Source organism: Nostoc sp. (assembly GCF_036917135.1).
In the GTDB taxonomy this organism is placed as follows: Bacteria; Cyanobacteriota; Cyanobacteriia; order Cyanobacteriales; family Nostocaceae; genus Nostoc.
On the sequence record NZ_JBALEA010000042.1, the window covers coordinates 51,413 to 77,439 of the forward strand.

General features: G+C 42.9%; 19 protein-coding genes. 9 read left to right on the forward strand and 10 right to left on the reverse strand.

Features of this window, described 5'->3' with window-relative positions:
• Positions 1–12 precede the first annotated feature (12 nt).
• The 3 genes from V7K50_RS13020 to V7K50_RS13030 all read left to right on the forward strand — a co-directional run bounded on the left by V7K50_RS13020 (position 13) and on the right by V7K50_RS13030 (position 5,248).
• A complete protein-coding gene (locus V7K50_RS13020; protein ID WP_334960541.1) occupies positions 13–2,208 on the forward strand; it encodes a hydantoinase/oxoprolinase family protein in 2,196 nt (731 codons plus the stop codon).
• A gap of 595 nt (positions 2,209–2,803) precedes the next feature.
• Positions 2,804–4,057: an MFS transporter gene (locus tag V7K50_RS13025; protein WP_334960543.1), complete on the forward strand. Its 1,254-nt coding sequence runs from the start codon at positions 2,804–2,806 to the stop codon at positions 4,055–4,057.
• Positions 4,058–4,060: 3 nt separating this feature from the next.
• Entirely contained in the window at positions 4,061–5,248 is a 1,188-nt protein-coding gene (locus V7K50_RS13030) for an anion transporter (RefSeq protein WP_334960545.1), read from the forward strand.
• Here V7K50_RS13030 and V7K50_RS13035 read toward each other — a convergent pair.
• From V7K50_RS13035 to V7K50_RS13055, 5 genes are all read right to left on the reverse strand, one after another.
• Complete coding sequence (locus V7K50_RS13035) at positions 5,226–5,777, reverse strand: hypothetical protein (RefSeq protein WP_334960547.1); 552 nt, start codon at positions 5,775–5,777, stop codon at positions 5,226–5,228. The two genes, V7K50_RS13030 and V7K50_RS13035, sit on opposite strands and share 23 nt — an antisense overlap.
• A gap of 354 nt (positions 5,778–6,131) precedes the next feature.
• Positions 6,132–7,439 (reverse strand): recombinase family protein, encoded by a 1,308-nt coding sequence (locus tag V7K50_RS13040; RefSeq protein ID WP_334960549.1) that lies wholly within the window; start codon positions 7,437–7,439, stop codon positions 6,132–6,134.
• A gap of 174 nt (positions 7,440–7,613) precedes the next feature.
• Positions 7,614–7,973, reverse strand: coding sequence for a VOC family protein (locus V7K50_RS13045; protein ID WP_334960578.1), 360 nt, complete (start codon positions 7,971–7,973; stop codon positions 7,614–7,616).
• A 344-nt stretch (positions 7,974–8,317) separates the two neighbouring features.
• Complete coding sequence (locus V7K50_RS13050; protein ID WP_334960551.1) at positions 8,318–9,949, reverse strand: hybrid sensor histidine kinase/response regulator; 1,632 nt, start codon at positions 9,947–9,949, stop codon at positions 8,318–8,320.
• Positions 9,946–13,116, reverse strand: a complete 3,171-nt coding sequence (locus V7K50_RS13055; RefSeq protein ID WP_334960553.1) for a PAS domain-containing protein — start codon at positions 13,114–13,116, stop codon at positions 9,946–9,948. The genes V7K50_RS13050 and V7K50_RS13055 overlap by 4 nt, the downstream gene beginning before the upstream one ends.
• A gap of 264 nt (positions 13,117–13,380) precedes the next feature.
• Between V7K50_RS13055 and ldpA the strand changes: the two genes are divergently transcribed.
• The 4 genes from ldpA (at position 13,381) to V7K50_RS13075 (ending at position 17,171) form a co-directional block, all read left to right on the forward strand.
• Complete coding sequence (gene ldpA, locus V7K50_RS13060; protein ID WP_334960555.1) at positions 13,381–14,547, forward strand: circadian clock protein LdpA; 1,167 nt, start codon at positions 13,381–13,383, stop codon at positions 14,545–14,547.
• 67 nt (positions 14,548–14,614) lie between these two features.
• Positions 14,615–14,752 (forward strand): hypothetical protein, encoded by a 138-nt coding sequence (locus tag V7K50_RS13065; RefSeq protein WP_334960556.1) that lies wholly within the window; start codon positions 14,615–14,617, stop codon positions 14,750–14,752.
• 5 nt (positions 14,753–14,757) lie between these two features.
• Positions 14,758–16,491, forward strand: coding sequence for a R3H domain-containing nucleic acid-binding protein (locus V7K50_RS13070; RefSeq protein ID WP_334960558.1), 1,734 nt, complete (start codon positions 14,758–14,760; stop codon positions 16,489–16,491).
• A gap of 59 nt (positions 16,492–16,550) precedes the next feature.
• Positions 16,551–17,171, forward strand: a complete 621-nt coding sequence (locus V7K50_RS13075) for a hypothetical protein (RefSeq protein WP_334960560.1) — start codon at positions 16,551–16,553, stop codon at positions 17,169–17,171.
• Positions 17,172–17,310: 139 nt separating this feature from the next.
• Here the strand turns inward: V7K50_RS13075 and V7K50_RS13080 are convergent, their stop codons facing one another.
• Positions 17,311–18,708: a tetratricopeptide repeat protein gene (locus tag V7K50_RS13080; RefSeq protein ID WP_334960562.1), complete on the reverse strand. Its 1,398-nt coding sequence runs from the start codon at positions 18,706–18,708 to the stop codon at positions 17,311–17,313.
• Between the two features lie 27 nt (positions 18,709–18,735).
• Positions 18,736–19,521: a toll/interleukin-1 receptor domain-containing protein gene (locus V7K50_RS13085; protein ID WP_334960564.1), complete on the reverse strand. Its 786-nt coding sequence runs from the start codon at positions 19,519–19,521 to the stop codon at positions 18,736–18,738.
• Positions 19,522–19,761: 240 nt separating this feature from the next.
• On the opposite strand from V7K50_RS13085, the gene V7K50_RS13090 reads away from it, so the two are divergent.
• Positions 19,762–21,720, forward strand: coding sequence for an ABC transporter ATP-binding protein (locus tag V7K50_RS13090; protein WP_334960566.1), 1,959 nt, complete (start codon positions 19,762–19,764; stop codon positions 21,718–21,720).
• A 409-nt stretch (positions 21,721–22,129) separates the two neighbouring features.
• Here V7K50_RS13090 and V7K50_RS13095 read toward each other — a convergent pair whose 3' ends face one another.
• The 3 genes from V7K50_RS13095 to V7K50_RS13105 all read right to left on the reverse strand — a co-directional run bounded on the left by V7K50_RS13095 (position 22,130) and on the right by V7K50_RS13105 (position 25,084).
• On the reverse strand, positions 22,130–23,323 hold the full coding sequence (locus V7K50_RS13095; RefSeq protein WP_334960568.1) for a Coenzyme F420 hydrogenase/dehydrogenase, beta subunit C-terminal domain: 1,194 nt from the start codon (positions 23,321–23,323) through the stop codon (positions 22,130–22,132).
• A gap of 244 nt (positions 23,324–23,567) precedes the next feature.
• Positions 23,568–24,542, reverse strand: a complete 975-nt coding sequence (locus V7K50_RS13100; protein ID WP_334960570.1) for a DNA polymerase III subunit delta' — start codon at positions 24,540–24,542, stop codon at positions 23,568–23,570.
• 128 nt (positions 24,543–24,670) lie between these two features.
• Positions 24,671–25,084: a hypothetical protein gene (locus tag V7K50_RS13105; RefSeq protein ID WP_334960572.1), complete on the reverse strand. Its 414-nt coding sequence runs from the start codon at positions 25,082–25,084 to the stop codon at positions 24,671–24,673.
• Between the two features lie 266 nt (positions 25,085–25,350).
• On the opposite strand from V7K50_RS13105, the gene V7K50_RS13110 reads away from it, so the two are divergent.
• On the forward strand, positions 25,351–25,929 hold the full coding sequence (locus tag V7K50_RS13110; protein WP_334960574.1) for a PadR family transcriptional regulator: 579 nt from the start codon (positions 25,351–25,353) through the stop codon (positions 25,927–25,929).
• The last annotated feature ends 98 nt before the right edge of the window (positions 25,930–26,027 follow it).

Here is a 26,027-nt window from a genome sequence, read left to right on the forward strand (position 1 = left end):
GGAAAGAGAGTAATGTTGAAGGTTTTTGCTGACCGTGGTGGTACATTTACAGATATTGTTGCTGTTACTAATAATCAAGCAATTATCGATGGACTCTCAAAACATCCTGAACGTTTTTTAATTGTGACTTTGCCTAATCAGCAATGGATTATAGTCTACAAATTACTTTCAGAAAATCCTGAGCAATATCAAGATGCAGCCATCCAAGGTATTCGGGATATCATGGGTATTTCTAGCAACGAACCCATTCCTACTGAAGCAATAGAAGTGCTGAAAATGGGGACAACAGTAGCAACAAATGCGCTGTTAGAAAGAAAAGGCGATCGCGTCGTTCTTCTCATCACCAAAGGGTTTAAAGATGCGCTGCGAATTGGCTACCAAAACCGTCCTAATATCTTTGCTCGTCACATTGTTTTACCAAGTATGCTTTATGAGCAGGTGGTTGAGATAGATGAACGCTACGATGCTAGAGGAAATGAATTAATACCCATAAATGTTGAACAAGTTAAAAGTGACTTACAAGCAGTTTACCATACAGGAATTCGGAGTTGCGCTATTGTTTTTATGCACAGCGATCGCTATCCTGCTCACGAACAACAAATAGCCCAGCTTGCCCAACAAATCGGCTTTACACAGATATCTGTATCTCATCAAGTTAGCCCGTTAATGAAGTTGGTCAGTCGAGGGGATACAACAGTAGTCGATGCTTATTTAACTCCTATTTTGCGTCGCTACGTCAACCAAATAGAAAGTCAATTGAGAATAGAAAATAACCACTCCCCACTCCCTACTACTTCGGCTTCTCTACGAGACGCTACGCGTAGCTTGCTTCCCCGAAGGGGTACGCTCAGTACAAGTCCCTACTCCCCGATCAAATTAATGTTCATGAAATCTGACGGGGGTTTAGTCGCAGCCGAGCAATTTCAAGGAAAAGATAGTATTTTAAGTGGACCGGCTGGGGGGATTGTTGGCGCAGTCCAAACTAGTAAAAGGGCTGGTTTTGAGTTAGTTATTACCTTTGATATGGGAGGGACAAGTACAGATGTTGCCCACTTTAAAGGAGAGTATGAACGACAATTAGATTCAGAAATTGCTGGGGCGCGAATGCGAGTTCCTGTATTAGCAATTAATACCATTGCTGCTGGCGGTGGTTCAATTCTCTTTTTTGATGCTTCTAGTTATCGTGTGGGGCCGGAATCTGCTGGTTCAAATCCTGGGCCTGCTTGTTACCGACGTGGTGGGACATTAGCGGTTACTGATGCCAATGTGATGTTAGGTAAAATTCACCCACAATATTTTCCTTCGGTTTTTGGAATTGATGGCAATTTACCTTTAGATAAAAATATTGTCATTAAGAAATTTACACAATTAGCTCAAGAGATTGCATCTACTACAGGAAATCATTGTACACCCGAACAAGTAGCTGCCGGATTTATTGCGATCGCAGTGGAAAATATGGCGAATGCAATTAAAAAAATCAGTCTACAACGCGGTTATGATGTCACACAATATGTGCTTTGTTGTTTTGGCGGTGCAGGTGGGCAAGTTGCTTGTTTAATTGCCGACACCTTGGGAATGAAAAAAATATTTCTACATCCTTATGCTGGCGTTCTTTCGGCTTATGGAATGGGATTAGCTGATGTCAGGGCAATTAGAGAAGGGGGAGTTGAACAATCTTTAACTCAAGGATTAATCCCCAAATTACAGCAGTTAATGGAATATTTAGAAACTCAAGCTAAAAGTGAAATAGATGAAGCACATATTCAAGTAGAAATAGCCCGAAAAATTAACTTAAAATATGAAGGGACTAACTCTACATTGACCGTTAATTTTGCTGATGATGTCCTAGAGATGCGACAAAAATTTGAGATAGAACATAAATCTCGCTATGGTTTTATTCAATTAGAGAAAAGCTTAATTGTCGAATCTGCCTCAGTGGAAGTAATTCAGAAGATGGATACTCCCGAAGAAGCTTTAATTATTCGGACTCGCCCCTTAAATGAAGCTCCGATATCGGTTGAGATAGTCAGGATGTTTAGTACTGATAGATGGTATCATACTCCTGTTTATCGGCGGGAAGATTTGCAGCCAGAGGATAGGATTAATGGACCTGCGATCGTCATCGAAAAAATTAGCACAATTGTAGTTGAACCTAACTGGCAAGCGAGATTGACTGAATGTAATCATTTGATTTTACAGCGTCAATAGGTTGTGATTTGAGGAACGAAACCCAACCTACAAATCTACAAATCTTTAGGACTTACGCAAAACTGCACGCTGTAGGGGCAATTCATGAATTGCCCCTACCTAAAAATCAGGGTTTTAGCTATTGTTTGCGTAATACCAATTCTGTATGGAGATGCGCTAAGGGATTTCCAAGAAATAAATTATCCAAGAAAACGAACCACAGAGGCGCAGAGGGCACGGAGAGATGAAGAAGAGAGAGGATTGTTGTATGAGATTTTTGAATGTTTTTTAATTTTGAAGTCCCTAAACCATATTTAAGTACAAGAAAGAAAAACGAACCGCAAAGGACGCAAAGGACACAAAGAAAGAAAGAAGTTAAAAGGGTTTGGCGCAGCCTCACAAAGAAATGGTATAAGTCCTATCTTCTTAAACGAGCAGTATTGAGATTTACCCCACAGGCTTTTGATCCCCCCTTAAAAAAGGAGGGCAAAAATCCCAACTCCTCAAAATCCTCTGAAAGTTTTAGTTACTTACTACCTTTTTCTGCTTTGGCATAGTTTTTGCACCAAGATATGTGTAAGGCGATTTTATGAACTAAGTGGCAATAAGAGGAGATATGGGACAGAACTTGGCATCTCGCAGGCAGAGTCTATTAGCACTCGATTGGTTGAATGTATTTCTCGCAGATATTCAAGGTGGTGTCGGGCCGTTTTTGGTTGTTTACCTCACGTCGAGTCTGCATTGGAACCCGGCTCAAGTGGGTTTGGTAATGACTATCTCTGGATTGGCAGGAGTAATAGCTCAAGCACCTGCTGGAGCATTAATTGACCAGGTTCGTCAGAAGCGATCGCTTATTGTCATGGCGGCTGTGCTAATTGCCATCAGTTCACTTGTTACTGCCACTATTCCATCCTTTACTGCCGTTGCGACAGCGCAATCCTTTACTGCCGTTGCGGGAGCATTCTTTGCCCCTGCCCTTGCTGCTATTTCTCTAGGATTAGTTGGGCGACAGGGAATTGAGCGCCGCATCGGACGTAACCAAACCCTGAGTTCGGCTGGAAATGTGGGGGCGGCATTGCTGGCAGGATTAATCGGTCAGTTTGTCGGTCAAGCAGTTATTTTTTACTTTATTGCTCTGATGTCGGTAATAGTAATTGTTTGTGTGTTACGAATTCGTAAAAATGACATTGACTATCGATTAGCGCGAGGGGGCGATGATGGCGATAGTCAGGTTCATGTCTCTAAAATTACCAAGATTTTGAGCGATCGCCGTTTGCTAATCTTTGCGATCAGCGCGGTATTATTTCACTTTGCCAACGCCGCGATGCTGCCTTTAGTGGGTGAAGTATTGTCTCACCACAAAGGCGGCAGTCCACCTTTATTCATGTCTGCCTGTATTATCACAGCCCAGTTAGTGATGGTTCCATTGGGAATTTTAGTTGGTCGAGGGGCGAGTCGCAGCAAGCGTAAACCAATCTTTTTACTGGCCTTTCTAGTATTGCCGATTCGTGGTGTGCTGTATACTTTCAGCGACAACCCATTCTTCTTAGTATCTGTGCAATTATTGGATGGTATAGGCGCAGGAATTTTTGGCGTAATGCAGCTTTTAGTAATAGCCGATTTGACCAAGGGAACTGGACACTTCAATTTAGCACAGGGAGCAATTGGGGCTGCTGTTGGGATTGGTGCTTCCCTGAGTAACTCTTTGGCTGGCTTTGTCGCTAAAGAAGCGGGGTATAATGCTAGCTTTTTGACTATGGCCGCGATCGCTGCCTCTGCTTTGGCTTTCTTTTGGTTCTTTATGCCGGAAACTAAATCTACATCCCATTCAGCCGACTCTAACTCGGAGTTACCGACGGTGGGAGAATAGGCAATGGTAATTCTTCGATACCTGGTGATTTTAGTCAGTTACGTTGGGTTGGGGTTGGGCTACTTACCCGGATTGCGGATGAATCGTGCCACCATCGCCCTTGTGGGTGCAGCTTTGTTGATGGCATTGGGATTGCTGGATTTATCGACGGCGTGGAGGGCGATCGATTATAAAACCCTGATCTTCCTGTTCGGGATGATGATAATTAGTGCTAATCTGACGGCTTCGGGTTTTTTCCGGCTGGCTGTCGATTACACAATCCGCAATATCCACAGTCCATTGGGGTTATTAATAGTACTAACTTTTGGTAGCGGTATCCTCTCAGCGCTGTTCCTCAATGACACCATCGCCCTAATTCTCACACCTTTGGTAATTAGTGTTACCCAATTGCTCAATCTCAACCCTATCCCCTATTTGCTGGCACTGGCTGGCGCAACTAATCTCGGTTCTGTGGCTACCCTCAGTGGTAATCCTCAAAATATCTTGATTGGTTCCTTCTCTGGTATTAGTTATCTAGACTTTGCTAAAGCTTTGACACCACTAGCTTTGATCGGTTTGGTAATTCAGGTGGCTTGGCTGTGGTGGTTGTATCCAGAGGTGCGTTCTCTACATCCTTATCTAAAAGTAGAACCACCCCATTACCGCATCTTTAAACCACTGCTAATTAAAAGTCTGCTAATTACCGCCGGATTGTTGGTAGCTTTTTTGATTGGCATTCCCACTGCGGAAGCAACGTTAATTGCGGCTGGACTATTATTAATAACACGCCGCATCAAGCCAGAACGAATTTTAAAAAAAGTGGACTGGGATTTGCTGGTGATGTTTTGTGGGCTATTTATCCTAACTGAAGGTGTGCTGAAACTCGGTTCGCTGCAATGGTTTACCGGGTTTGTTCACGATCCTTTGAGCATTCTGGGAGTGACGGTGTTGCTGTCGAATTTGGTATCCAATGTCCCGGCGGTACTGCTGCTACATCACCTAATTCCTCATCCCGACACGCAGACTTGGCTACTACTAGCGGCTGCTTCCACGCTGGCAGGTAATTTGACGCTGTTGGGGTCTGTGGCCAACTTAATTGTAGCGGAAGCTGTTGCTAAGGAAGGATATCGGCTAACATTTAGGGAGCATTTGCGATTTGGACTACCGTTGACTGTTGTAACTGTGGTACTCAGCTATTTTTGGATTTACTGAGTTTACGTGTGTGAGACGAATCAATTCCGGCTAGTTGACGATATTTAACGACAGTGCGACGGGCGATCGCTATTCCAAATCGCAGCTTCAGTAATTGAGCAATTTGCTCATCACTGTAGGGTTTGGTTGGCGGTTCTTCTGCAATCAGTTGGATAATTAACTCTTGCATCTGTGTGGGTGTAAGTCCACCAACACCAACGGGAGGACACAGCGATCGCAACGGCAAAATTCGGCTTGGCTTGCCGCCAATCAATAAGTAGCGCGATCGCACAATGCGGCTGATGGTAGCATCTGAAAGTCCAACGGACTGAGCAACTAGTTGCTGTGGTGTGGGTACTAAATCTAAGCTGTCTTTACTTACGAGAAAGCCTTGCTGACGCTCAACTAAAAATTGTCCAACTTTGAGTAAATTTTCCTGCCACTGGTTTAGTGCCGTTAGTAAACTCTGCGCCTGTTGCAGTAGGGATTCTAGCTGTAGGTTTTTCTGAGATTGGCTGAGAGCGGCTTGTTGCAGACATCGCTTCTTCATCCAAACAAAACTCTTGACTCACCTGATAAACCAAAGAAACCTGCCACCCGTTCCTATGAGGTTCCGCTTGGAGATCGGGGGTAACAATTGCTGGCGGATAATAGCTCAAGTTTCTGCCTGCGCGGACTTTTTAGGGGATTGTTTGTGAGGCTGCACCAGATTTTCTTTCTTTCTTTGTGTCCTTTGCGCCCTTTGTGGTTCGTTCCTCATGTAGTTTGGCGCATCTTCATACAAAATTGGTGTACAGCAGATTGCGCTCTAATCGAATACACGTAGAGACGTAGCACTGCTACGTCTCTACAAGGTTTTGGGTTTTATATATGTACTTCATTTACCTGAAATCTACTATAAGTCCTAAAAAATAAAAATAACTTGGAGTTTTAATTCTTTATTCTGAAAAGTAATCTCAATTTGCCTGATAAATTCTCGAAAGTAAAATCTTCGCTCTGTTTCTGACAAATCTAACCAAAATTGTGGTATAGAAACAGCTTGAGCAACAGAACGCAAGTTAACTGGGGGGAGAGTCGCCAACTTTGCTTCGAGTGCAGAAATTTCTGTGCGGAGTGTGTAAGCTCTTAACTTTGCTGTTTCAGCATCTAAAATTCCAGTTTCAATTAAAGCAGGTAACTGAGCAAGTATTTCTTGCTGACGAGCGATCGCTTGCCCTAAACTATTCTTGAATGCATCCAACTGAGGAAAATTCATCCCTGCTACTGCCAGAGGTAAATCACGGCAAACCGTTTCAATTGTATGTTCCAACACCTCTTGATAGGGAATAGCCTTACACTTGGGGCGTTGGGGACAGCTAGTAGAACGTAAATAAAGATATTCTTTATCTTGGTTGCGTTGGGTAACACGGGTAACTGTTAGATGTGACTGACACTCAGCACAGACAACCAACCCAGCTAAAGAACGCCTAGCACTAGCAGTTCGGGATGGTAAACGGCTGTTACGGCGTAAAAGTCGGTCAATTTGGGCAGCTTCTTCCTTAGAAATGATTGGAATATGGGTATTGGAGATAATTTCACCATTTTGGTAAGCAGTATTGCCGCGATAAACTGGATTAGTCAGCCAGCGTCTTCCGGTAGTTACAGAGATTTTTTTGCCGTATTTTTTCGCCAGGTAACGAACTGAACCGCGCAGAGAACCATAGAGTAAAAAGTTTTCAAAAAAATCTTTGACTACTGGTGAAGTACTGCGATCAACAATATATTTTCCCTTACCTCTGCGATAGCCGTAGGGAACTTTGCCGGGTGGTGGTGCAACCTCAAGACGATTCCGGGCGTGTCCTTGACGGATGCGACGGCTACGTTGCTGACGTTGAATTGCGTGTAGTAAATTGAGCAAGTCAGCACCCAGAGGGTACTTTTCGGAAGTATAGGCTTGTTCAGTGGTGATTACTGCTACTCCCATTACTTCGAGTTGATGTAAGCGATCGCTAATTTCCTCTATAGTATCCCCCAATTCTTCCAACCGACGGATTAAAAGATAATCTGCTCGTTCAGTTTGGCAATCGGTGAATAATTGTTGTAATTGCGATCGTCCAGAAGACTCTTGCTTGCCCAAATCTTCATAAACCCGATCCACCTCCCATCCCCAATCGGCATGATCGGGAGAAGATTCTAGTAAAGGATCGGTGTAAGAGTAGGCAATTATTTTCATTAGTTATGGGGCATTGGGCACTTGTACTGAGCGTAGCCGTTGGCGCAGCCTCTCGCAGAGAAGTATGGGGCACTTGTACTGAGCGCAGCCTCTCGTAGAGAAGTATGGGGCACTTGTACTGAGCGTAGCCGTTGGCGCAGCCTCTCGTAGAGAAGTATGGGGCATGGGGCATTGTCACTGCTGACTCAACTCGATAATATTCCCATCGGGATCTTGAGTGAACAGGGCAGGGCGACCGGAAGCGCTGGCTTGAATGGGATAATTATGATTGAGCAATTCCTGTTTGGCGGTGTCTAAGTCAGCAACAGAGAAAGCAATGTGGGGGTTGCGTCCCCATTTTTCGTTTGGGTTTTCCGTGGGGATACCAGGTGCAACTATCAGGTGAAGTTGGTAGTCGCCGACTTGATACCATACGCCAGCGTATTTCAGGGAACGATCTATTTTAGATAATCCCAATACTTTGCTATAAAAGAGTTCAGAGCGTTCTAAGTCAGTCACAAGAATGGCTGTATGGAGACTTCGGGTAATCTGCATTGTTGGTAAGAGATTGTTTGAAAAGTGGTTGGCTGTGATTTTAGGCACCTTGAGATCCCCCCTAACCCCCCTTCAAAAGGGGGAAGAATCAAAGTCCCCCTTTTGAAGGGGGATTTAGGGGGATCTAAATGTTTTGCTACCGACTAGAGGACTTATAAAACATCCTCTAAGAGGTTGTTTGAAAAGTGTTTCCCTGTGGCTTTAGGCACCTTGAGATCCCCCCTAACCCCCCTTCAAAAGGGGGAAGAATCAAAGTCCCCCTTTTTAAGGGGGATTTAGGGGGATCTAAATGTTTTGCTACCGACTAGAGGACTTATAAAACATCCTCTAAGATGCGATCGCATTTATTTAGATTTTGACAAACTTAACGGCATTTTAACTATAAACCTTGTCCAGCCTTGAAAACTGGTAACTTCAATCATGCCTTCGAGATATTTTACTAACTTCTTCACTAATCCTAAACCTAATCCTGTGCCGCTCTGTTGCCAGCGATCGCTCTGAGGAATTCGGTAAAACGGCTCAAAGATTCGAGATTGTTCTTTTTTGGGGATTATCACCCCAGAATTGCTAATTGTAATTTCAAAGTAGGGAACTTGAAGATTATCTAATATATCTGATTCCCCATTCTCATTTATGAAACTTTTTGTGGTGTAAATTACTTGAACATCCAGCGTAATCTCTCCATCAGGTGGAGTGTACTTACAAGCATTGTTGAGTAACTCTGAGACAATTTCAGTCAGGCTAGCCAAATCGGAAACTAAAGGGGGTAAATCTGAAGGAACGCTAACTTGTAAAGTCTGTTGTCTAGCTAGGGCACGTTCCTGAAAATACTCGGCAACATGAGGCAGCCAGTTTTGGAGTTGAATTGAAGTTAATTCTAACGGATAGACATCTGCATCAAGCATTCGTATATACAGCAAATTGTCTACTAAATCTAGCTCTTGTTCACACTGTTCACGCAGAATAGTTAAGTAGTAGCCTACAGATTCAGATGGAGAAGATGCTTTTAAATTTAAAATTCCCTGCTGATCAAGAATATTTTCTAGCACCGAAATTGCCATTTTGATGTTTGACAAGGGCGTTCGCATTTCATGAGAAGTGGTTGCCAGAAAATCCTCTTTCAACTGGTTCAGTCGTTGAAGTTCTGCCACTTGAATTTCTAGTTGTTGGGCACGTTCCGCAGCGAGATTGCGTTCTTCTATTAGTCGTCGTTGCGTGTCATCCCGAAAAACCAAGACGGCTCCTGTAATTACACCACTGTTATCTCTCAGGGGAGTAGCACTATCAGCTATCGGTATAGTTGTCCCATCTTTGGCAACGAGTAAGACACCACTGCTTAGATAGATAATACTTTCTTGTTGGAGGGCTGCGATAATTGGATTTTCTACGGTCAGCCGAGTTTGTTCATCAATGAGTTGAATAACTTTAATTAACATCTTGTCCTTAGCTTCATTCCATCGCCACCCTGTCAGGACTTCAGCTACTTGATTAATGTATTTTATATGTAATTCAGTATCTACTACAATTACTCCGTCACCCATTCCTCGAAGCACAGAACTCAAAAATTGTTCGCGATCGTAGCGATTAAGTGCTGTTTGAATGGCAACGTAGAGTTCTTGCTCTTTAATAGGTTTGAGAATATACCCAAAGGGGGATGTCAGGGTTGCCCGCTCCACAGTACTCTTGTCGGAGTGACCTGTGACGTAAATAATGGGGATTTGCAGACGACGCCAAATTTGCTCTGCTGCCTGAATGCCGTCCATCTCACCCCGTAACCTGATATCCATTAAAATCAAGTTTGGGAGCAATTGAGTTGCTTTTTCGATTGCTGCTTCTGCTGAATCAGCCATATCTAAAACAGTATATCCCAGAGACTCTAAATTTTCTTGCAAGTTGATGGCAAGAATATATTCATCTTCGACAACAAGAATTCTAACTGTCTCCTTTGTCTGTTTGTTTGATGAGATAGTAATCATGTTGATGTGCGACTGTTTGTAAAAGTAATTTTAAACTGTGTTCCCTGTTGAGAGTCAATTTCCAGCTTTCCCCTTAGCTGCTTGACTAAACCCTGCACCAGTGTTATACCCAGCGTTTTAGCTTTCTTGCTATCAAAATTTTCAGGTAAACCGATACCATTATCTCGAATGATGAGCCTCAAAGTTGACTCAGATTCTTGATAAAACTTAACCTCAATTTCCCCTGGACGATTATCAGTAAAGGCGTATTTCAAAGCATTGGAAACCAGTTCATTGATAATCAAGCCGCAAGGAATGGCGGTTTCAATGTCGAGGCTAGCATTATCAACTTTAATCTTCAGTTTAATTTTGTTAGAACTGACGTTATAAGAATCAAATAAATGAGTTGTTAAATCTGGAATATATTGAGCGAAATCAATATCAGCAAGGTCATCAGAGCGGTATAGTTTTTCATGAATTAGAGCAATGGAAGCAATGCGGTTTTGGCTATCGCGTAGAATTGCTGTCACTACAGGATCTTCTGTGCGTCTGGACTGCATTTGCAGCAAACTGCTGACAATTCCTAAATTGTTTTTAACACGATGATGAATTTCTTTAAGTAATACCTCCTTTTCTTTGAGAGAGGCTTTGATTTTTTCCTCCGCTTGCTTTTGCTCGGTGATATCTTGTTGGACAGCGACAAGGACGCTTCCATACTCAGGATGCTCAAAAACAGAAGTGATCGCGCTACACCAGAATGGAGTGCCATCTTTTTTAAGATTATGGACTTCATAACTTGCTTCACCGTCTTGAAGGACAGCATTCCTAATTACCTGATTAACTTCTTCAGGTGTAGTATGTTCATTTCCGTAGTTGACAATCGACACATGCTTACCGATTAATTCACCAGGTTCATAGCCAAACATCTGCTCAAATTTAGGATTGGCGTAGACAAACACGCCATCTGTGGCACGAACTAGGCAAATTCCCTCTGCCATATTGCGGGTAATTACTGCTTGCAACTCTAACATTTGTTCAGCGCGTTTGCGATCGCTGATTTCAACTACCACAATGCCCATGCTAATCGGTTCATCGGCTTCAGACTGAATTGGAAAGTAGGAAACTAGCCAAGTCCTGATGACACCGGGTTGTTTTGGGGTTTCTCCACTGATTTCCAAATCTAGAATCGGTTCACCTGTTGTCAAAACTTGTCGAAACACCTGCTCCACCGTTGGGGCTAAATCAGGGATAATTTCCCACGGTGTCTTACCAATATGCGCTGCTAGGGGAATACCATTCATTTCGGCTAATGCTTCATTAATGAATGAGAAATGCAGTTCCCGATCCAGAATAGTTATACCAACCGGTGCCCTATTCATAAAAGTATCCAATAACTTTTGTTTTTGAGCCAGTTCTCGCTCCAAAATCTTACGTTCTGTAATGTCGATCGCTACCCTACCCACTAACTTTTGTGCAGACAATCCTAAAATCGGGAACTTGTATACCAAGAACTCCCCAAGGGTGCCATCTGGACGAACAGCAACTTCGATCACCTCAATTACCTGATTTGTCTGTATAACTTTCTGAATGTGATCGAAATGTTGCCGAGCAATTTTATCTGGATAGAGATCAAAAATCGATTGCCCAATCACCTGTTCAGGTAATAAATTAAATGTCCGCAAATATGTTTGGTTTAGATAGAGTACACGTCCATCTTTATCAGTGATCCAAGCTAACACTGGGCTGTTGTTCATAAATGCCTGAAACCGAGCTTCACTTTCTCGCAGGGCTGCTTCGGTTTGTTTGCGTAAGCGAAGCTCGTCGTAGACATCGCTGATATCTCGCCCTTCTGGAATCAACAAAACAACTTCACCCGTCTCATCTAGAAGCGGACGCAGTGAAAAATCGATGATTGCAACTCGGTTATTTGCACCGAGAACATCAACTTCATAGCGGATAAACTCTCCTTGAGCAGCGCGGGCGATCGCTTGTTTTAATTGTTCTTGAATTTGCGGTGAAATTGTCCACCAGTGCGCTTCCCAAAAAGGGCGATTGATCACATCTTCAAGTTGAAGTCCGCCAAAACTTAGCGCCGTCTGGTTCGCCTCTAATAAAAAGCCATCTGGCGTTAGCAGTCCTGTGAACTGGAAAGTGTTATTGAAAATTGCCCGGAAGCGGCGATCGCTTTCTTGCAACTTGGCAGTGCGTTCCTCTACTTTGGCTTCTAACTGGCTATTAAGAGTTTGGAGGTTGTGGTAAAGTTCGGCTTGTTGGATAGCGATCGCTAATTGCACCGTCAGTTGCTTGAGCAATTCCACCTCAAATGTCTGCCATTGGCGCGGTGCAGAACATTGATGGACGATAAATAGCCCCCAGAGATCAACTGCTAGAGTCTCCTTGTTCTTTAATAAAATCGGGACAACTAAATTCGCCTTCACCTGAAATTGCTCTAAAAGTTGAATATGGCAATCACTTAAACCCGCTTCGTAGATGTTCGTCGCTGTCCAGATTTTTCCTCGGCGGTATTCTTCCCCCTGAGTTTTCTGAAAACAGGTATCTTCAACCTGAAATCCCAAGAATGGTGTCCATTGGGGTAATATCGACTCCGCGACGATGCAACCCGGCATCTGTGAGATAAATTGATACACCAGCACGCGATCGGCATTGAGTAACTGACGGACTTCTTTGACACTAGTGGTGAGGATATCTTGAAGCTTCAAGGACTGGCGAATATCAAGAGCGATCGCTCCGACTAACTTTTGTTGCTCCTGTTGTTGTTTTAGCTGCCGCATTAGCTGCATCTCCTTGATTGCCCCATGAACCGCCCGACATAAATTGTCACAGGTCAGTTTTCCCTTGACTAGATAATCTTGCGCCCCACTCTTGATAGCTTGAACTGCGATGGTTTCGTCCCCCTGTCCAGTCAGCATAATTACTGAAATTTGGCTGCTGTAACTTTGCCTCTGTAGCTGAGTGAGAAATTCCAGCCCATCTAAATCTGGTAATTGATAGTCCAACAAAATCAAATCCGGTATTTTCCCTTGACAAGCTTGTAGCGCCTTATTTCCCGACTCAAACTCGTAAATATCATAAGTGTAGCGATCGTCCCGCTCCAGGAAACGGCGATACAAAGCTCTGTCTTCAGCAAAGTCTTCTACGAAAAACACAGTTATTGGCTGGACTTTCATACCGTTCGACCTCCTAAGAAAGTAGAGAGATGGCGCGATCCCTAATCCCCGAATCTGACTTTTCACGTTATGTGGAAAAACCTAACCCCCTAACCCCCTTCCCTCCTAGGGAAGGGGGAAAATTCAAAGTCTCTCTCCTTTTAGGAGAGAGATTTAGAGAGAGGTTTTCCAGATACCGTGAAAGTCAGATCCCCGAATCAGGAAATCTGGACTTTTTTTGCTCGCAGACTACTATTTTTAGTCGTATAAACGCATAATAGAATAGTGACTGATCTGTTCGCCCCTTTACAATCTCTCAAACAAGGTGAGTGGTTCAAGCTGATCTGCGGAGCCAGCTTCCAGCATTTGCCGGCAGTCAGAAGTTTAACGTTAGCCTATACTCTGGCGGGCGCTGACTGCATAGATGTTGCAGCTGATCCGGCGGTGATTGCAGCAGCGCAAGCAGGGCTACAAGCAGCCAAATCTCTGGCTATGGATGCCCAAAAGCGAGGCTTTGACTATAAAGGCAATTCACCCTTTTTGATGGTCAGCCTAAACGATGGAGAAGACCCCCATTTTCGGAAAGCAGAATTTGATCCTACTAAGTGTCCTACAGACTGCCCTAGACCCTGTGAACGGATTTGTCCGGCACAAGCAATCGTGTTTAACAGTACAAAAGAAGACTTTTCGGGAGTAATATCCGAAAAATGCTATGGCTGCGGTCGTTGCATACCCGTGTGTCCGTATGAGATAATTTATACATCATCATACATTTCCACGCCAGGAGCGATCGCGCCATTGGTAATGTCAACGGGAGTAGATGCCGTAGAAATCCATACACAAGTCGGGCGGTTGGCAGAATTTGAGCAATTATGGCAAGCAATTTCACCGTGGGCTGATCAACTAAAGTTACTAGCCATCAGTTGTCCCGATGGCGAGGGGATGACTGACTACCTGAGAGCGCTGTATGGCCTAATTGCCCCACTTAAGGGTGCTTTAATTTGGCAAACCGACGGTCGTCCCATGAGTGGTGATATTGGCAATGGCACCACTTTAGCCGCAGTGAAATTAGGGCAAAAAGTTTTGGCAGCTAAGTTACCGGGATATGTGCAGTTAGCAGGCGGCACTAATAGCTATACCGTTGCTAAATTAAAGGCAATGGGACTACTTAAAAAGGCAGGGGAGCAGGGGGCGGGGGGCAGAGGAGAAAAGTTTTCCCCCCTGCTCCCTGCTAAGTGCCCCCCCTCCTCCATTTCTGGGGTTGCCTACGGTAGCTACGCCCGTGTACTGCTGTCACCAATTCTTGAACAGTTAGAGAATAAGGAGGTAAGTAACACTGATGTAAAGGCGACTGTTCGCCTAGAAGAAGATGAACTATTACTTTGGCAAGCTGTAAAACTTGCCCATTCTCTCGTTTCCCAGATCAAGTCACAGCAGGAGCGTATAAGGTGATTTCCGAGAAAGAAAATACCTGTGTTGGCGAGTTTCGACTTCGCTCAACTCTCGATCTCTCCGTTGGTTGAGCGAAGTCGAAACCAACGGCGGCGGTATATTTATTCCTGTAAATCGCCTAATCGCTCGTTCGGAAAATTACTCAGGGCGGGTTCTCCTGCACGCAAATGTCCTCGCTATCTCTAAAAACGTCACCGACCAATAGAAAGCATGACGATTACAGACGATCTCCAAAAGTTATTAGACATTTTGCCCCAAGACCTGCGACAAGCACTAGAGAGTCATCCCAAACGAGATAGTTTAGTAGAAGTGGTCTTAGATTTGGGTCGTCGCCCAGAGGCTCGCTTTCCTAATCAAGCTGAGTATTTGAGCGAAGTACCCGTTACTCAAGAACAGATAGATGATTGTATTCAACGAGTCGGAATCTTTGGCGGAGATAATCGGGCAGGAATTGAGCAAACATTGCATCGGATCAGCGCCATCCGCAACCGCACGGGTAAGATTATTGGCTTGACCTGTCGTGTTGGTCGGGCGGTATTCGGAACCATTGGCATGATCCGCGATTTGGTAGAAACTGGTAAATCGATTCTCATGTTGGGTCGTCCAGGCGTGGGCAAAACTACTGCTTTACGGGAAATTGCCCGGGTTTTAGCGGATGAGCTGCATAAGCGAGTAGTAATTATTGACACCTCCAACGAAATCGCTGGGGATGGTGATGTTGCCCATCCCGCCATTGGTCGCGCTCGGCGGATGCAAGTGGCTCATCCAGATCAACAGCATCAGGTGATGATTGAGGCAGTGGAAAACCACATGCCAGAAGTCATTATCATTGATGAAATTGGCACGGAACTAGAAGCTTTAGCGGCTCGTACTATTGCAGAACGGGGTGTACAACTGGTGGGTACTGCCCACGGGAATCAGATCGAAAATCTGATTAAAAACCCCACCCTGGCTGATTTAGTTGGGGGTATCCAAGCTGTGACGCTGGGAGACGATGAAGCTAGACGACGAGGTTCTCAAAAGACTGTTTTGGAGCGTAAAGCCCCGCCTACCTTTGAAATTGCGGTGGAAATGTTAGAACGCCAACGCTGGACAGTACACGAAAGCGTTGCTGACACCGTAGATAATCTGTTGCGGGGTCGTCAGCCTAGCCCACAAACGAGAACCGTTGACGATCAAGGCAAAGTTGGTGTTACACGCCAGTTAGCTGTTGTCAATGGTCGCGGTGGACAGCTAGGGACAGTAGAAGAATCTTTCCCACCGGCACGCCCGTCTAATGGCTGGCGTTCATCTGGACAAATGGTAGCACTGCCACAATTGCCTGTAGAGCGGGTAACTGGACGCAGTGAGTTCGATCGTTTGCTGGATGAATCCTTCAATTATTCCGAAAGCATTGATTTAGATGCTGCTACAAGAGTGCCGGGACCGAACGGTGAAGATTTGCCATTGCACGTTTACCCTTATGGCGTTAGCCGCCACCAACTGGAACAGGTAATTAGCGTGCTAACTTTGCCCGTGATATTGACAAAAGACATAGATAGTGCAGATGCAATTTTAGCACTGCGATCGCACGTCAAAAACCACGCCAAATTACGCCAAATGGCCAAAGCCCGTCATGTACCCATCCACATGATTAAGTCCAGCACGATTCCCCAAATTACCCGTGGTTTGCGGCGGTTGCTGAACATCGACGATCCAGACATGGCCGATGATCTAGAATTGCAACTATTTTTGCACAATGGTAGCGATGATGAGATGGATGCCTTGGAAGAAGCTAGACTTGCTGTTGAGCAAATTGTGATTCCGAAAGGACAGCCAGTGGAGTTATTGCCGCGTTCTCCCCAAGTCCGCAAAATGCAACATGAGTTGGTAGAACATTATCGCCTCAAGTCGCATAGTTTTGGCGAAGAACCAAATCGCCGCTTGCGGATTTATCCAGCCTAATCTCACCTCAACCCCTCTCCGAATTGGAGAGGGGATGTCACTAAAAGACACTTAACTTAATGTCCTATAGAGAGTTTTCTTTAAGAAAAGTAAAACAAGACTTTAATCTCACCTTAGTAGAAGGTGGGCGATTTTTACCTCCTATAGAACCAATTTCACCTAGTCCCCTACTGGCTGAATTTTTAGCAGAAAGTATCCAGTTAGCAATTGCAATGGGTTCGGAGAAAGCTAGATCAGAATTGATTATCAGCCCAATATTGTTTGAAGTCCGAAAAATTCTCAACAGACAAATCAGTTTCTTTTCAGGAGAAGAATTTAATGTTGAACCAGAAGTTGGACTGGCGGGATTTTGCGATTTTCTGATTAGCATTTCGCCAGAACAGTTATTTATTGAAGCCCCAGCAGTGGTGATTGTGGAAGCTAAAAAGGAAAATCTTAAAGGTGGTTTGGGGCAGTGTATCGCAGAAATGATCGCCGCCCAAAGGTTTAATGCAAAATATGAAAAACCTATTGCTACTATCTACGGTAGTGTTACTAGTGGGAACTTGTGGACATTCATCAAGTTGGAGGATAGCACTGTAACTATTGATTTAACTGAATATTTAATCCCGCCAGTAGAGCAAGTCTTAGGTATTTTGGTGTGGATGATTCAGTCACAGTCACCTTCTGATTGTTGTTAATGTATCTAGTACAAAGTCATAACCAATGAGCTTTTTAATTAGCATATCCTGAAAGCGATCGCATTAATGAATATTGTGACAAGTAAGGGGTGATCCTTGTTTATCTTCATTATCCGATTTGGTAGAAGTTAAGATATATTTAATTGGAAAACTGAGGCTTTTTCTGCTGAAGCCTCTTGAGCCTAGAAAGCATTTCTTTATGTTTATCTTTTATCCCTTGTTTTTTGTATAGAGTCGCTGCCTTTTGATAATCTTTAATTGCTTGTTGTTTATTTCGTAAGTTCTTATCATAAACAAAACCACGATTTTCATAGGCATCAGCTAAGTCAGGAGAAAGGCGAATAGCTGTGGTATAGTCGTCAATTGCTGCCTGGTATTTTTGTATATAATATTGAGCATAACCACGTTGTATATATCCCTTAACATTTTTAGGCGCAATTTCAATAGCTTGAGTATAATCTTTAATTGCTGCTTGATAATTTTTTTGGTAATACTTGTCATTACCAAGTTTTATATAATCAATATTTTTAGCAGCAATTTTAAGCTTATTTTGTCCTTGATTTTCTAAATTAGTTAGTTGTGTCTCTGGGGAATATTTACAAAATCCTAAAAGCACAGAAACTACAACAATCACAATAGCAGTAATAACGACACTTATAGCTTGATTTTCATAACCAATAAGTCGCAAAATAGGTTGGCGAGAAATATTTTCAGTAACCTCATTCTCGATTATAGCTACAACTTCATTTTTAAGACTTAAATCATTTTGTAGAGTTTTTAATCTCTCACGATCTTGCTCACTAACACTATTACCTCGCCGAATTATCTGAAAAAATTCTTGTTTATACCGTTGTAATTTTTGATTGTGTTCTTGCTTTGCTTGGACAGTTATTTCTTGCTCTATTAGTTCTATATCTTTATTTTTTAATTCCCAATTTTGCTTGAATTGGATTAAGGTATTTAGTGTTTGAGTAGTAAGAGGATATTCATCCTGAATTGCAGTATAAAAAATTTGCCTATATTCCTGTAAATTTTGATGGTATTGTTTAATTTTTTCGATTATTTCTTCCAGACCTTCAGCTATATTATGAAAAGCTGCATCAGTGTCTGATGATCTTTTTACAGCTATTCTAGATTTAGGTAATGGATTTAAATCACCCAATACTTTCTCCCAGCCGTGAATTTCACGGATGAGCAAAGGTACAACAATAATTTCTTCCTGTTTACCTCGCTGTAATAGATGCTGAATTTCAGTAGAAAATGAAGTTGTATTTTGAATTAGAGAAATCAATTGTGGGTTAACAAGTAATGCAACCACATCAGATGTATTTGAAATCTTAAAAGTATGATTGTTTGTGCCATCAGAAAAATGTGATATGTCAAGAGGGTATTTACACCATTCCATAAACACCCCTGAGTCTTTCAATGTACTCAGATGCCTATCTAAGTCTTTTTGAAGATTTTCATCTTGACGACCAGATGATGAGTATATAAATACTATTTTAATATTTTTGGTATAACCTGGAGACAAAGACATAACCGTCAGGAAATAAAAGTTGTTATTTTATGTTTTTTCTAATATTTTTGTCTTTACTTTTTCAAGACCATCAGCAATAAAATAAAAAGCCTCATTGTTATTTTTCCAGACCCTCCTATCAGTTATGAATTTGTCTTTTTGAGGTAAAGGCTCAAGATCACCAAGTTTAAAATTAGCAAAGGTAAATCGCTCCCAACCAAAAATCTTGGTGAGAAGTACAGGAACAACAGTAGCTTTTATCGCTTGTTCTTTGGCTCTCGCTAGGTTTATCTCAACTTTATTATTATAGTCTTTGAAAAAGTTAGGACTAATCAATAGTAGAATTATATGAGATGAATTCAGATGTTTCTCAATCTCAACTTTTTTGTGTTGTCCTCCTATAGTTTTACCTTCATGCCAAATTTTAATTCCCTCCAGATTACTAAGATGTTTATCTACTAACTCATTTAACAGTTTTTCATCATCTTTCTGGCGTGAATAAGATATAAAAACTTCAATAGCTCCAGTACTTAATAGTATTTCAGGAGTTTGATGTACTTTTGTCTCGGATATAGTATTTGGGATTATTTTTGTATGACAAAGCAATTGCAATTGTGCTTCAATATCATTTAACTGCCGATCGATATCGTTCAGTTTAGCCTCTTCATATTGAATCTGTTTTTCTAATTGGAATTTTACAGCCGTACCTGCTTCAATAGCGCAATCTCTTCGCAACCGCTTTAATTTTTCGCTTCGCTGTTCCCGATCATCCTGAAGTCCCTGCCTCAATTGCTGTAATCGCTGCTGTTGTTCAGTACTTGAGCTTTTAGCCATTTTGAATGTTAGATTTCAGAATATGTATCAATTTAGACTTTATATTTTACACTAGTATAAATACTGTCTTAAATAATTATATAAAATTACTTGCAAAGTTATGAAGTGAATTTGAGTAATAAAAGCAGACAACCGAAGCTTTTCCTTTGTCTACTATTAGCTTGATATCAGTGCGATCGCATGAATTGAGATCACAACGTCTGTCTGGGAATTTTGCTATTATTTGCTACTTTAAAATATATGCAAATAATTGAAATTTCTCCATTCCAAGCATTTCGCCGGAGTGTGGCAACGGTGATCCAGGTAGTTCCAAAGGAGCTACGCTATGTAACAATCCTGGCATTAGTAGGTGGTGCAGGCCCAGCGATCGCCATTTGGCTCAACAAGGTGATTATTGATGAAATAACCCGCTTATTGAGCGCCGGGACAACGCAAAATGCGATCGCCCTGATACTTTCCCAACCGCTACTACTCTCCAGTATTGCCGGTTCACTGCTGGTAAATTTGGTGAGTGATGCGATCGCTAACATCAATGCTTTTGTATATACTTCCCTGCGCGATCGCATTACAGGCTTTATTCAAGGACAAGTAATTGAGAAGGTTGCCACTTTTGAAGATATTGCTCTGTTTGAAACACCCGATTTGCTAAATTTGGTGCAGCTGACCGAAAAGGGAGTACAACGACTTCCAGAGCTTTGTCTTAGGCTTGTGACGATGTTAGAGGGAATTTTTATCTTCATTCCAGCCATACTGCTTTCAGCGTCCCTTGCTTGGTGGATACCACTAATTTTATTTATCTGTGTTATCCCTGCTATGTATGTAGAAAGGAAATACCGTAAGCAAGTTTGGAGAGTAGAAAAAACCCAAGCGAGTGTTCTTCGGGAAATGAACTTATATAAAACGGTTTTAACTGGGGAGACATACGCTAAAGAACTACGTTTGTTTAGCTTACAACCCTTACTTTTAGAACGTTGGCATGGACTTTACCGTACCATTTTTAAAGCAATGGAACAGATTCGCCGTCGGGGGACAACGGCGGTTATTGGTTGGTCTTTACTCAGTGGCTTAGGCTTTGCATTAACTTATGTGTATGTAGTTCAGGGTGTGCTAGGTGGAACCCATACTTTAGGGGATTTAGCGCTTTATACTGGGGTAATTCTAGAAGTGCGTCGAAGTTTGGATAATTTGATGTCTGGCGGGTCAGAGTTATACAATATTGCACTGGCAACCACGCCTATTTTCCAGCTTTTGGAGTTAGAGCCGCAGTTATCCCATTCTCATGTAGAGTTGCAATCAGAGAAAGCATTGGGAAAAGTCAAGAAATCGGCTGCTAACAATCGGAACTTTGAAATAAATGGCAATAATTCATCTGAACATCGGCAAGTTTTATCGCGTTTGAATACAACTAAGTCTGAAGCATTGCAGACAGGTATTGACATCAAAAATTTATCTTTTACCTATCCCAATAGCGATGCCTACGGCGGTAAACCACGCACAACCTTGAAAAACATCAACCTGACGATTCACCCTAACGAGATGATTGTACTAGTGGGTGAGAATGGTGCTGGTAAGACCACATTAGCAAAGCTATTATGTCGCCTTTACGATCCTAGCCAAGGTGCGATTATTTGGAATGGACAAGATATGCGATCGCTACCCTTAGAAGATTTGCGATCGCGGATTGATGTAGTTATGCAAGATTATGCTCGTTTTCCCACTACCGTGCGTGAGAATGTTGCCTTTGGGAATTTACCGAAAATGCAGGATGATGAGGCGATTAGGGAAGCGATCGCTGAGGCTGGTTTAGCGAGAGTCATTGAAAACCTCGATCAAGGTTTGGAAACTCTCTTAGGCAAACAGCTAGAAGGTGGTATTGATCTATCAGGCGGACAATGGCAAAGATTAGCGATCGCTCGTGCTTTATTGCGACTGTCTCCAGCCGAACTACTCATCCTTGACGAGCCAACAGCGAACCTTGATCCGAAAACAGAACATGAAATTTACAACATTTTGCACAGCTTGGCGAAGGGGAGAATAGCCGTTGTAGTCAGCCATCGCCTCGCCTTGGCAAAACTAGCAGACCGAGTAGTTGTACTAGAACACGGTGAAATTATCGAGGTAGGCACTCATGAGGAACTCATGGCACTAGGCGGACAGTATCATTTGATGTTTACTCGTCAAGCTAGTAGTTACAACTGAGTCGAGAATGGGGGTTTCAAAGCCTCTCTCCGCTTCGGGGAGAGGTTTGGAGAGGGGTTTTTGGTATTAATTACCGAGAATGTCAAAGCAGTTACTCTAGCCCGTAAGCGATTAGCTTCTCTGACTTTTCACGTATGTGGAAAACCTCTCTCTTAAAAGGAGAGAGACTTTGAATTTTCCCCCTTCCCGCATCGGGAAGGGGGTTAGGGGGTTAGGTCTTTCGTGGCTTTTCCACATAACGTGAAAAGTCAGATTAGCTTCTCAGCAGCCTTAATAATTACAAAATATTAAGTCGTGTGCCTCAGCCGAAAATTACAAACAAGCTTTTACTATTTAGTATATAAGTTTGCCACTAAACAAAAAAGCCTGTTTTTGCAGGCTCAGATATATTTCACACAAACGCGATACACTACTCTGGTAACTTATACTGCCCAACAATACGCTTGGCAAACTCTGGAACGTGCGCTTCTAATTTCTCTGGATGATTCCGCTTCACATACAAATAATTCCGAGTAAAGTGAGAATCAATGGAAAACCGCGCATATTCTAAACCCTTGGGGCCGATTTTTTCGATCACCACACCCATCAGTTTTGCTGCCCACATCGGCAGGGTAACGCCTTTATCGTAAGCAGGAATACTTTGCTGTACAGCTTCTTTGCGATCGCCTTTAGATGTCACTGGTTGAGTATCTAACTGGTCTTTCACCAAATCCAGCATTTCTTTACCAGTGTCATTTCTAACTACAATCCATTGCCAGCCGAAGGGTGCGCCCATGTAGCCCACAACTAAATCGGCTAGGGAGTTGACGTAATCAAAACAACTCATACAAGATGGGGCAAAGACATCTTTGAGTTGGTTAGTCTTCAAGCCAAAGAAAGGTACAGTTTCAGATGAGCCATCCTCATGTTTGAAATGAACCCGAAAGTCTTGCATGAACTCGTAATGCACAACTGTATCAGGCGATCGGCTGGTGGTTTCTAAGAATTTTTGCAGTCCGGCGCGGTTAACGTTATCTACGCAGGGCGTACCCAAAACATAGAGTTTTTCTAAACCAAGTTGTTTTTCTACTGCTCGTAATGCCTGAATTTGGCAACCAACACCAATCACTAATAGTCGTTTCATCCCCGATTTTTCTATCTGTTCCAACACGGAAAGGTTGGGGGAAAGTGTTGGTTTATTTACCCGCGCGGCTAGTATTTCTTCTGGGGTACGAGCGATGACGGGCATGGGTTGAAAGCGGTCTTCTTTGGTGTTCTGCACACAAACGACACCTTCAACTAAGCCGCGATTAAGCATTTCAATGGCAATGCTGCTCACAATACCCGTCCATTGTGCGCCTTCGATGGGTTGCTGTTTCCGTGCCGCTATCATGTCTTGGTGAACACCAAAGTAGAGTTCATCAGGGTTTTCGAGATGGCGCGATCGCGTGTGCGTTTCTGCTTCAAGTTCACCTATTTGCTGATTAATAAAAGCGCAGGCTTCCTTGACATAATGAATATAGTATGTATCGCATAGTCCGCACTCGCTACACAGTTCTTTCGCAGGGCGGCGGCTGGTAGGTTTTAAGGCTCTGGCTTTTTTGTGAGGAAAAACTGAAGTCATATAAATTTTTTGTTTTATCCAGGAATCACTTTTATTACAATACCTTTACTCGCTATGAACTTCACGATAGAGGATGAACAAGACATTGTAATATTTTGAAACGCAAAGGGACGTAAAGTAAACGCATAGGCGCTTCGCCTTCCCGCAGGGTAGGAACGCAGAGTTTTGCTTAATTTATTTCGCTACGAATGAATTAAATATTGTACTGAGACTTTTATGAGGAACTATAGAAATACAATCGCACTCAGCGATGAGTAGGAAAAATAGAATTTGATTTTTGATACACTGATACAAGCAGACATTCCCAAACTAGCCGTGGTTGAGCGTAAGAAAGCAAGTGTTTACGAGCTTGTTCTAGCTGGTTGATGATGCTAGGTTGATGCCACTGCTGCCAGTAGAACTGCTGAAGATAATCAATTAACCACAGTTGCGCTTCTGTATCTAAATCTTTATCAATTTTTTTGGCTAACTCCAAGGCTTTGCGGTAGGAAGTAGGGGCTTTTTTCAAGTCTTCGAGTAATTCCGGGGGAATAGCTTTTAATTGCTCATAAGATGCGATCGCACTTCCGGCACTACCAGCTGCTATGCTCAATACTGCCTGATTTTGCAAAATTTCCCGATGACCTGTTTGTGTGAGTACAACTGCTAAAGACTCTGCATCTAAGCGATAAAAAGGAATGCGTTGACAGCGCGAAACCAAAGTCGGCAATACAGACTCAGGTGTAGGTGCAATTAAAATTAATGTCGCCTGTCCCGGTTCTTCCAAGGTTTTAAGTAAAGCATTAGCTGCTGCTTCTGCCATTGTTTGAGCTTCCTCCAGCACTACCACATTCCTTGGCGCTTCCAAGGGCGGACGACTCAGAAACTCGGTAATTCCCCGAATTTGCTCTAGTCGAATTACAGGTGCTGCCTTACGCTTCAGTCCTTTCTCCACTGCTTCTGCTGCCGTTAATCGTTGTCCCTGGTGTTGGTACGTTGGTTCCACCCACAACAAAGCCGGGTGATTGCCTTGACGCAAACGGTTTTGTAAAGATGCAGTGACTCCCATCCCACCAGAAAATAGCAACTCTACAAAACACCTGGCTGCTAAACTTCTTCCTACACCATCTGGCCCCACAAATAGGTAGGCTGGAGGAACCCGATTTTGTCTGACAGCCTGAGTGAGTAATTCTATGGCTTGCTGTTGTGCTACGACTGGCGCAAATGGGTCATTAGTCATTAGGGACTTCCAACAAATAAATTATCCAATCTTGTGGGGTGGACATCTTGTCCGCCCTTGGCTACGGGCGCTCGTGTCGTCCACCCCATAATGGTAGCTTTAATGGAAATCCCTACTGCATTTACCCCTTAAACCTTAGACGTGAGAAATTTGGATATCTCCGCATGTGCTAACACAGCACCAGGTTCGCGCTGGAGAGCGTTGTAATACTTTCTCTCGAAGGTATTGCCAGTTTCTAACGGTACAATCAGGGTGCGGACATCAGCAATCAATTTTTGGAAATCGTCCAGGGATATTGGTTCATCTGCTTGGAGCATTTCATCAACTTGCACAACCATCTCAGAAATCCGATGTAGCCAAGCAAATTGTTCATGAGCGATGACGAGCTGAAGTAGTTCTCCGCTTGATACTCGTCCACTCACCTGTTCGTAGGCAATGCGTTCAGTCTCCAGCAACATCTTGTGAAGGTGGAGTAATTTGTTTCGTAAATCACGCAGATATTGATGTTGATGTATTCTTTGTAGAAGTGTGTTAGAAGTCAATGTTACCCATCCTCTCGTTACAATAGTCTTCAATCGCTTAAATAATTTCTAAGCATTGGGCATTGATAACTCTTTTCCATGCTCCATGCCCTTGTGAGTGAAGTTTTTTATCTATTTGGTTTCCTTGCTAAGAAGCATTATAGTCAACATATCTTTTTATAGCCGTTATATCTTATATTCGATTAATCATATATTAGCATAAACTTATAAGAAGTACATAGTGTAGAACTGAGCGAGAAAATATCAATTATGGGAAAACCGTCTTCATGTCGCTAGCATACGTAATTCTAGGTCTTCTTCAGCAGCAAGAAATGACGGGCTACGACCTCAAAACCAGCTGCTTTGATCAATGCATCGCCCATTTGTGGCCAGCAGATCAGGCACAAATTTACAGAACTCTCGATAAGCTAGTTGAGCAAGGCTGCATTACCTGTACCATTGAGATTCAACACGATCGCCCCAACCGCAAAGTCTACAGTGTGACGGAGCCAGGAAAAGCCGAATTCGCCCGATGGCTGGGGATTCATCAACCCTTACCGACTGTACGAGAGCCTTTGCTCTTACAATTGCATTTTGCAGATCAGTTGTCAAATGAAAGCATCATTCACCTACTAGAGCAACAATTGGCGGCTCGCAGCAAAAAGCTTACTGAATGTGAAATCATCAACTTGCCATCACTCGGTGATGAGTCTGCCAACCGTGAACAGTTGATGCAAAGGCTGGTGCTGGAGTTGGTGATCCGAAGAGAAGAGACTTATATTGATTGGTTGAAGATTGCGATCGCACTGATCAGTCAGCAAAAGCCATTACCCTACTCTACTACTAGTCTGTCAAGTTTACATTGATGGATACAGCACTTGCGTCTGTTATGAGGTACAATAAATTAAAATATAAATACATTTAAATGAAATCATACTCTGTCGATCTTCGAGAAAAAATAGTT

Excerpts from the sequence above, each read along its gene's own strand:
- V7K50_RS13020 (WP_334960541.1), top strand. The coding sequence starts at position 13 with ATGTTGAAGGTTTTTGCTGACCGTGGTGGTACATTTACAGATATTGTT.
- V7K50_RS13025 (WP_334960543.1), top strand. The coding sequence starts at position 2,804 with ATGGGACAGAACTTGGCATCTCGCAGGCAGAGTCTATTAGCACTCGAT.
- V7K50_RS13030 (WP_334960545.1), top strand. The coding sequence starts at position 4,061 with ATGGTAATTCTTCGATACCTGGTGATTTTAGTCAGTTACGTTGGGTTG.
- V7K50_RS13035 (WP_334960547.1), bottom strand. The coding sequence starts at position 5,777 with ATGAAGAAGCGATGTCTGCAACAAGCCGCTCTCAGCCAATCTCAGAAA.
- V7K50_RS13040 (WP_334960549.1), bottom strand. The coding sequence starts at position 7,439 with ATGAAAATAATTGCCTACTCTTACACCGATCCTTTACTAGAATCTTCT.
- V7K50_RS13045 (WP_334960578.1), bottom strand. The coding sequence starts at position 7,973 with ATGCAGATTACCCGAAGTCTCCATACAGCCATTCTTGTGACTGACTTA.
- V7K50_RS13050 (WP_334960551.1), bottom strand. The coding sequence starts at position 9,949 with ATGATTACTATCTCATCAAACAAACAGACAAAGGAGACAGTTAGAATT.
- V7K50_RS13055 (WP_334960553.1), bottom strand. The coding sequence starts at position 13,116 with ATGAAAGTCCAGCCAATAACTGTGTTTTTCGTAGAAGACTTTGCTGAA.
- V7K50_RS13070 (WP_334960558.1), top strand. The coding sequence starts at position 14,758 with ATGACGATTACAGACGATCTCCAAAAGTTATTAGACATTTTGCCCCAA.
- V7K50_RS13075 (WP_334960560.1), top strand. The coding sequence starts at position 16,551 with ATGTCCTATAGAGAGTTTTCTTTAAGAAAAGTAAAACAAGACTTTAAT.
- V7K50_RS13080 (WP_334960562.1), bottom strand. The coding sequence starts at position 18,708 with ATGTCTTTGTCTCCAGGTTATACCAAAAATATTAAAATAGTATTTATA.
- V7K50_RS13085 (WP_334960564.1), bottom strand. The coding sequence starts at position 19,521 with ATGGCTAAAAGCTCAAGTACTGAACAACAGCAGCGATTACAGCAATTG.
- V7K50_RS13090 (WP_334960566.1), top strand. The coding sequence starts at position 19,762 with ATGCAAATAATTGAAATTTCTCCATTCCAAGCATTTCGCCGGAGTGTG.
- V7K50_RS13095 (WP_334960568.1), bottom strand. The coding sequence starts at position 23,323 with ATGACTTCAGTTTTTCCTCACAAAAAAGCCAGAGCCTTAAAACCTACC.
- V7K50_RS13100 (WP_334960570.1), bottom strand. The coding sequence starts at position 24,542 with ATGACTAATGACCCATTTGCGCCAGTCGTAGCACAACAGCAAGCCATA.
- V7K50_RS13110 (WP_334960574.1), top strand. The coding sequence starts at position 25,351 with ATGTCGCTAGCATACGTAATTCTAGGTCTTCTTCAGCAGCAAGAAATG.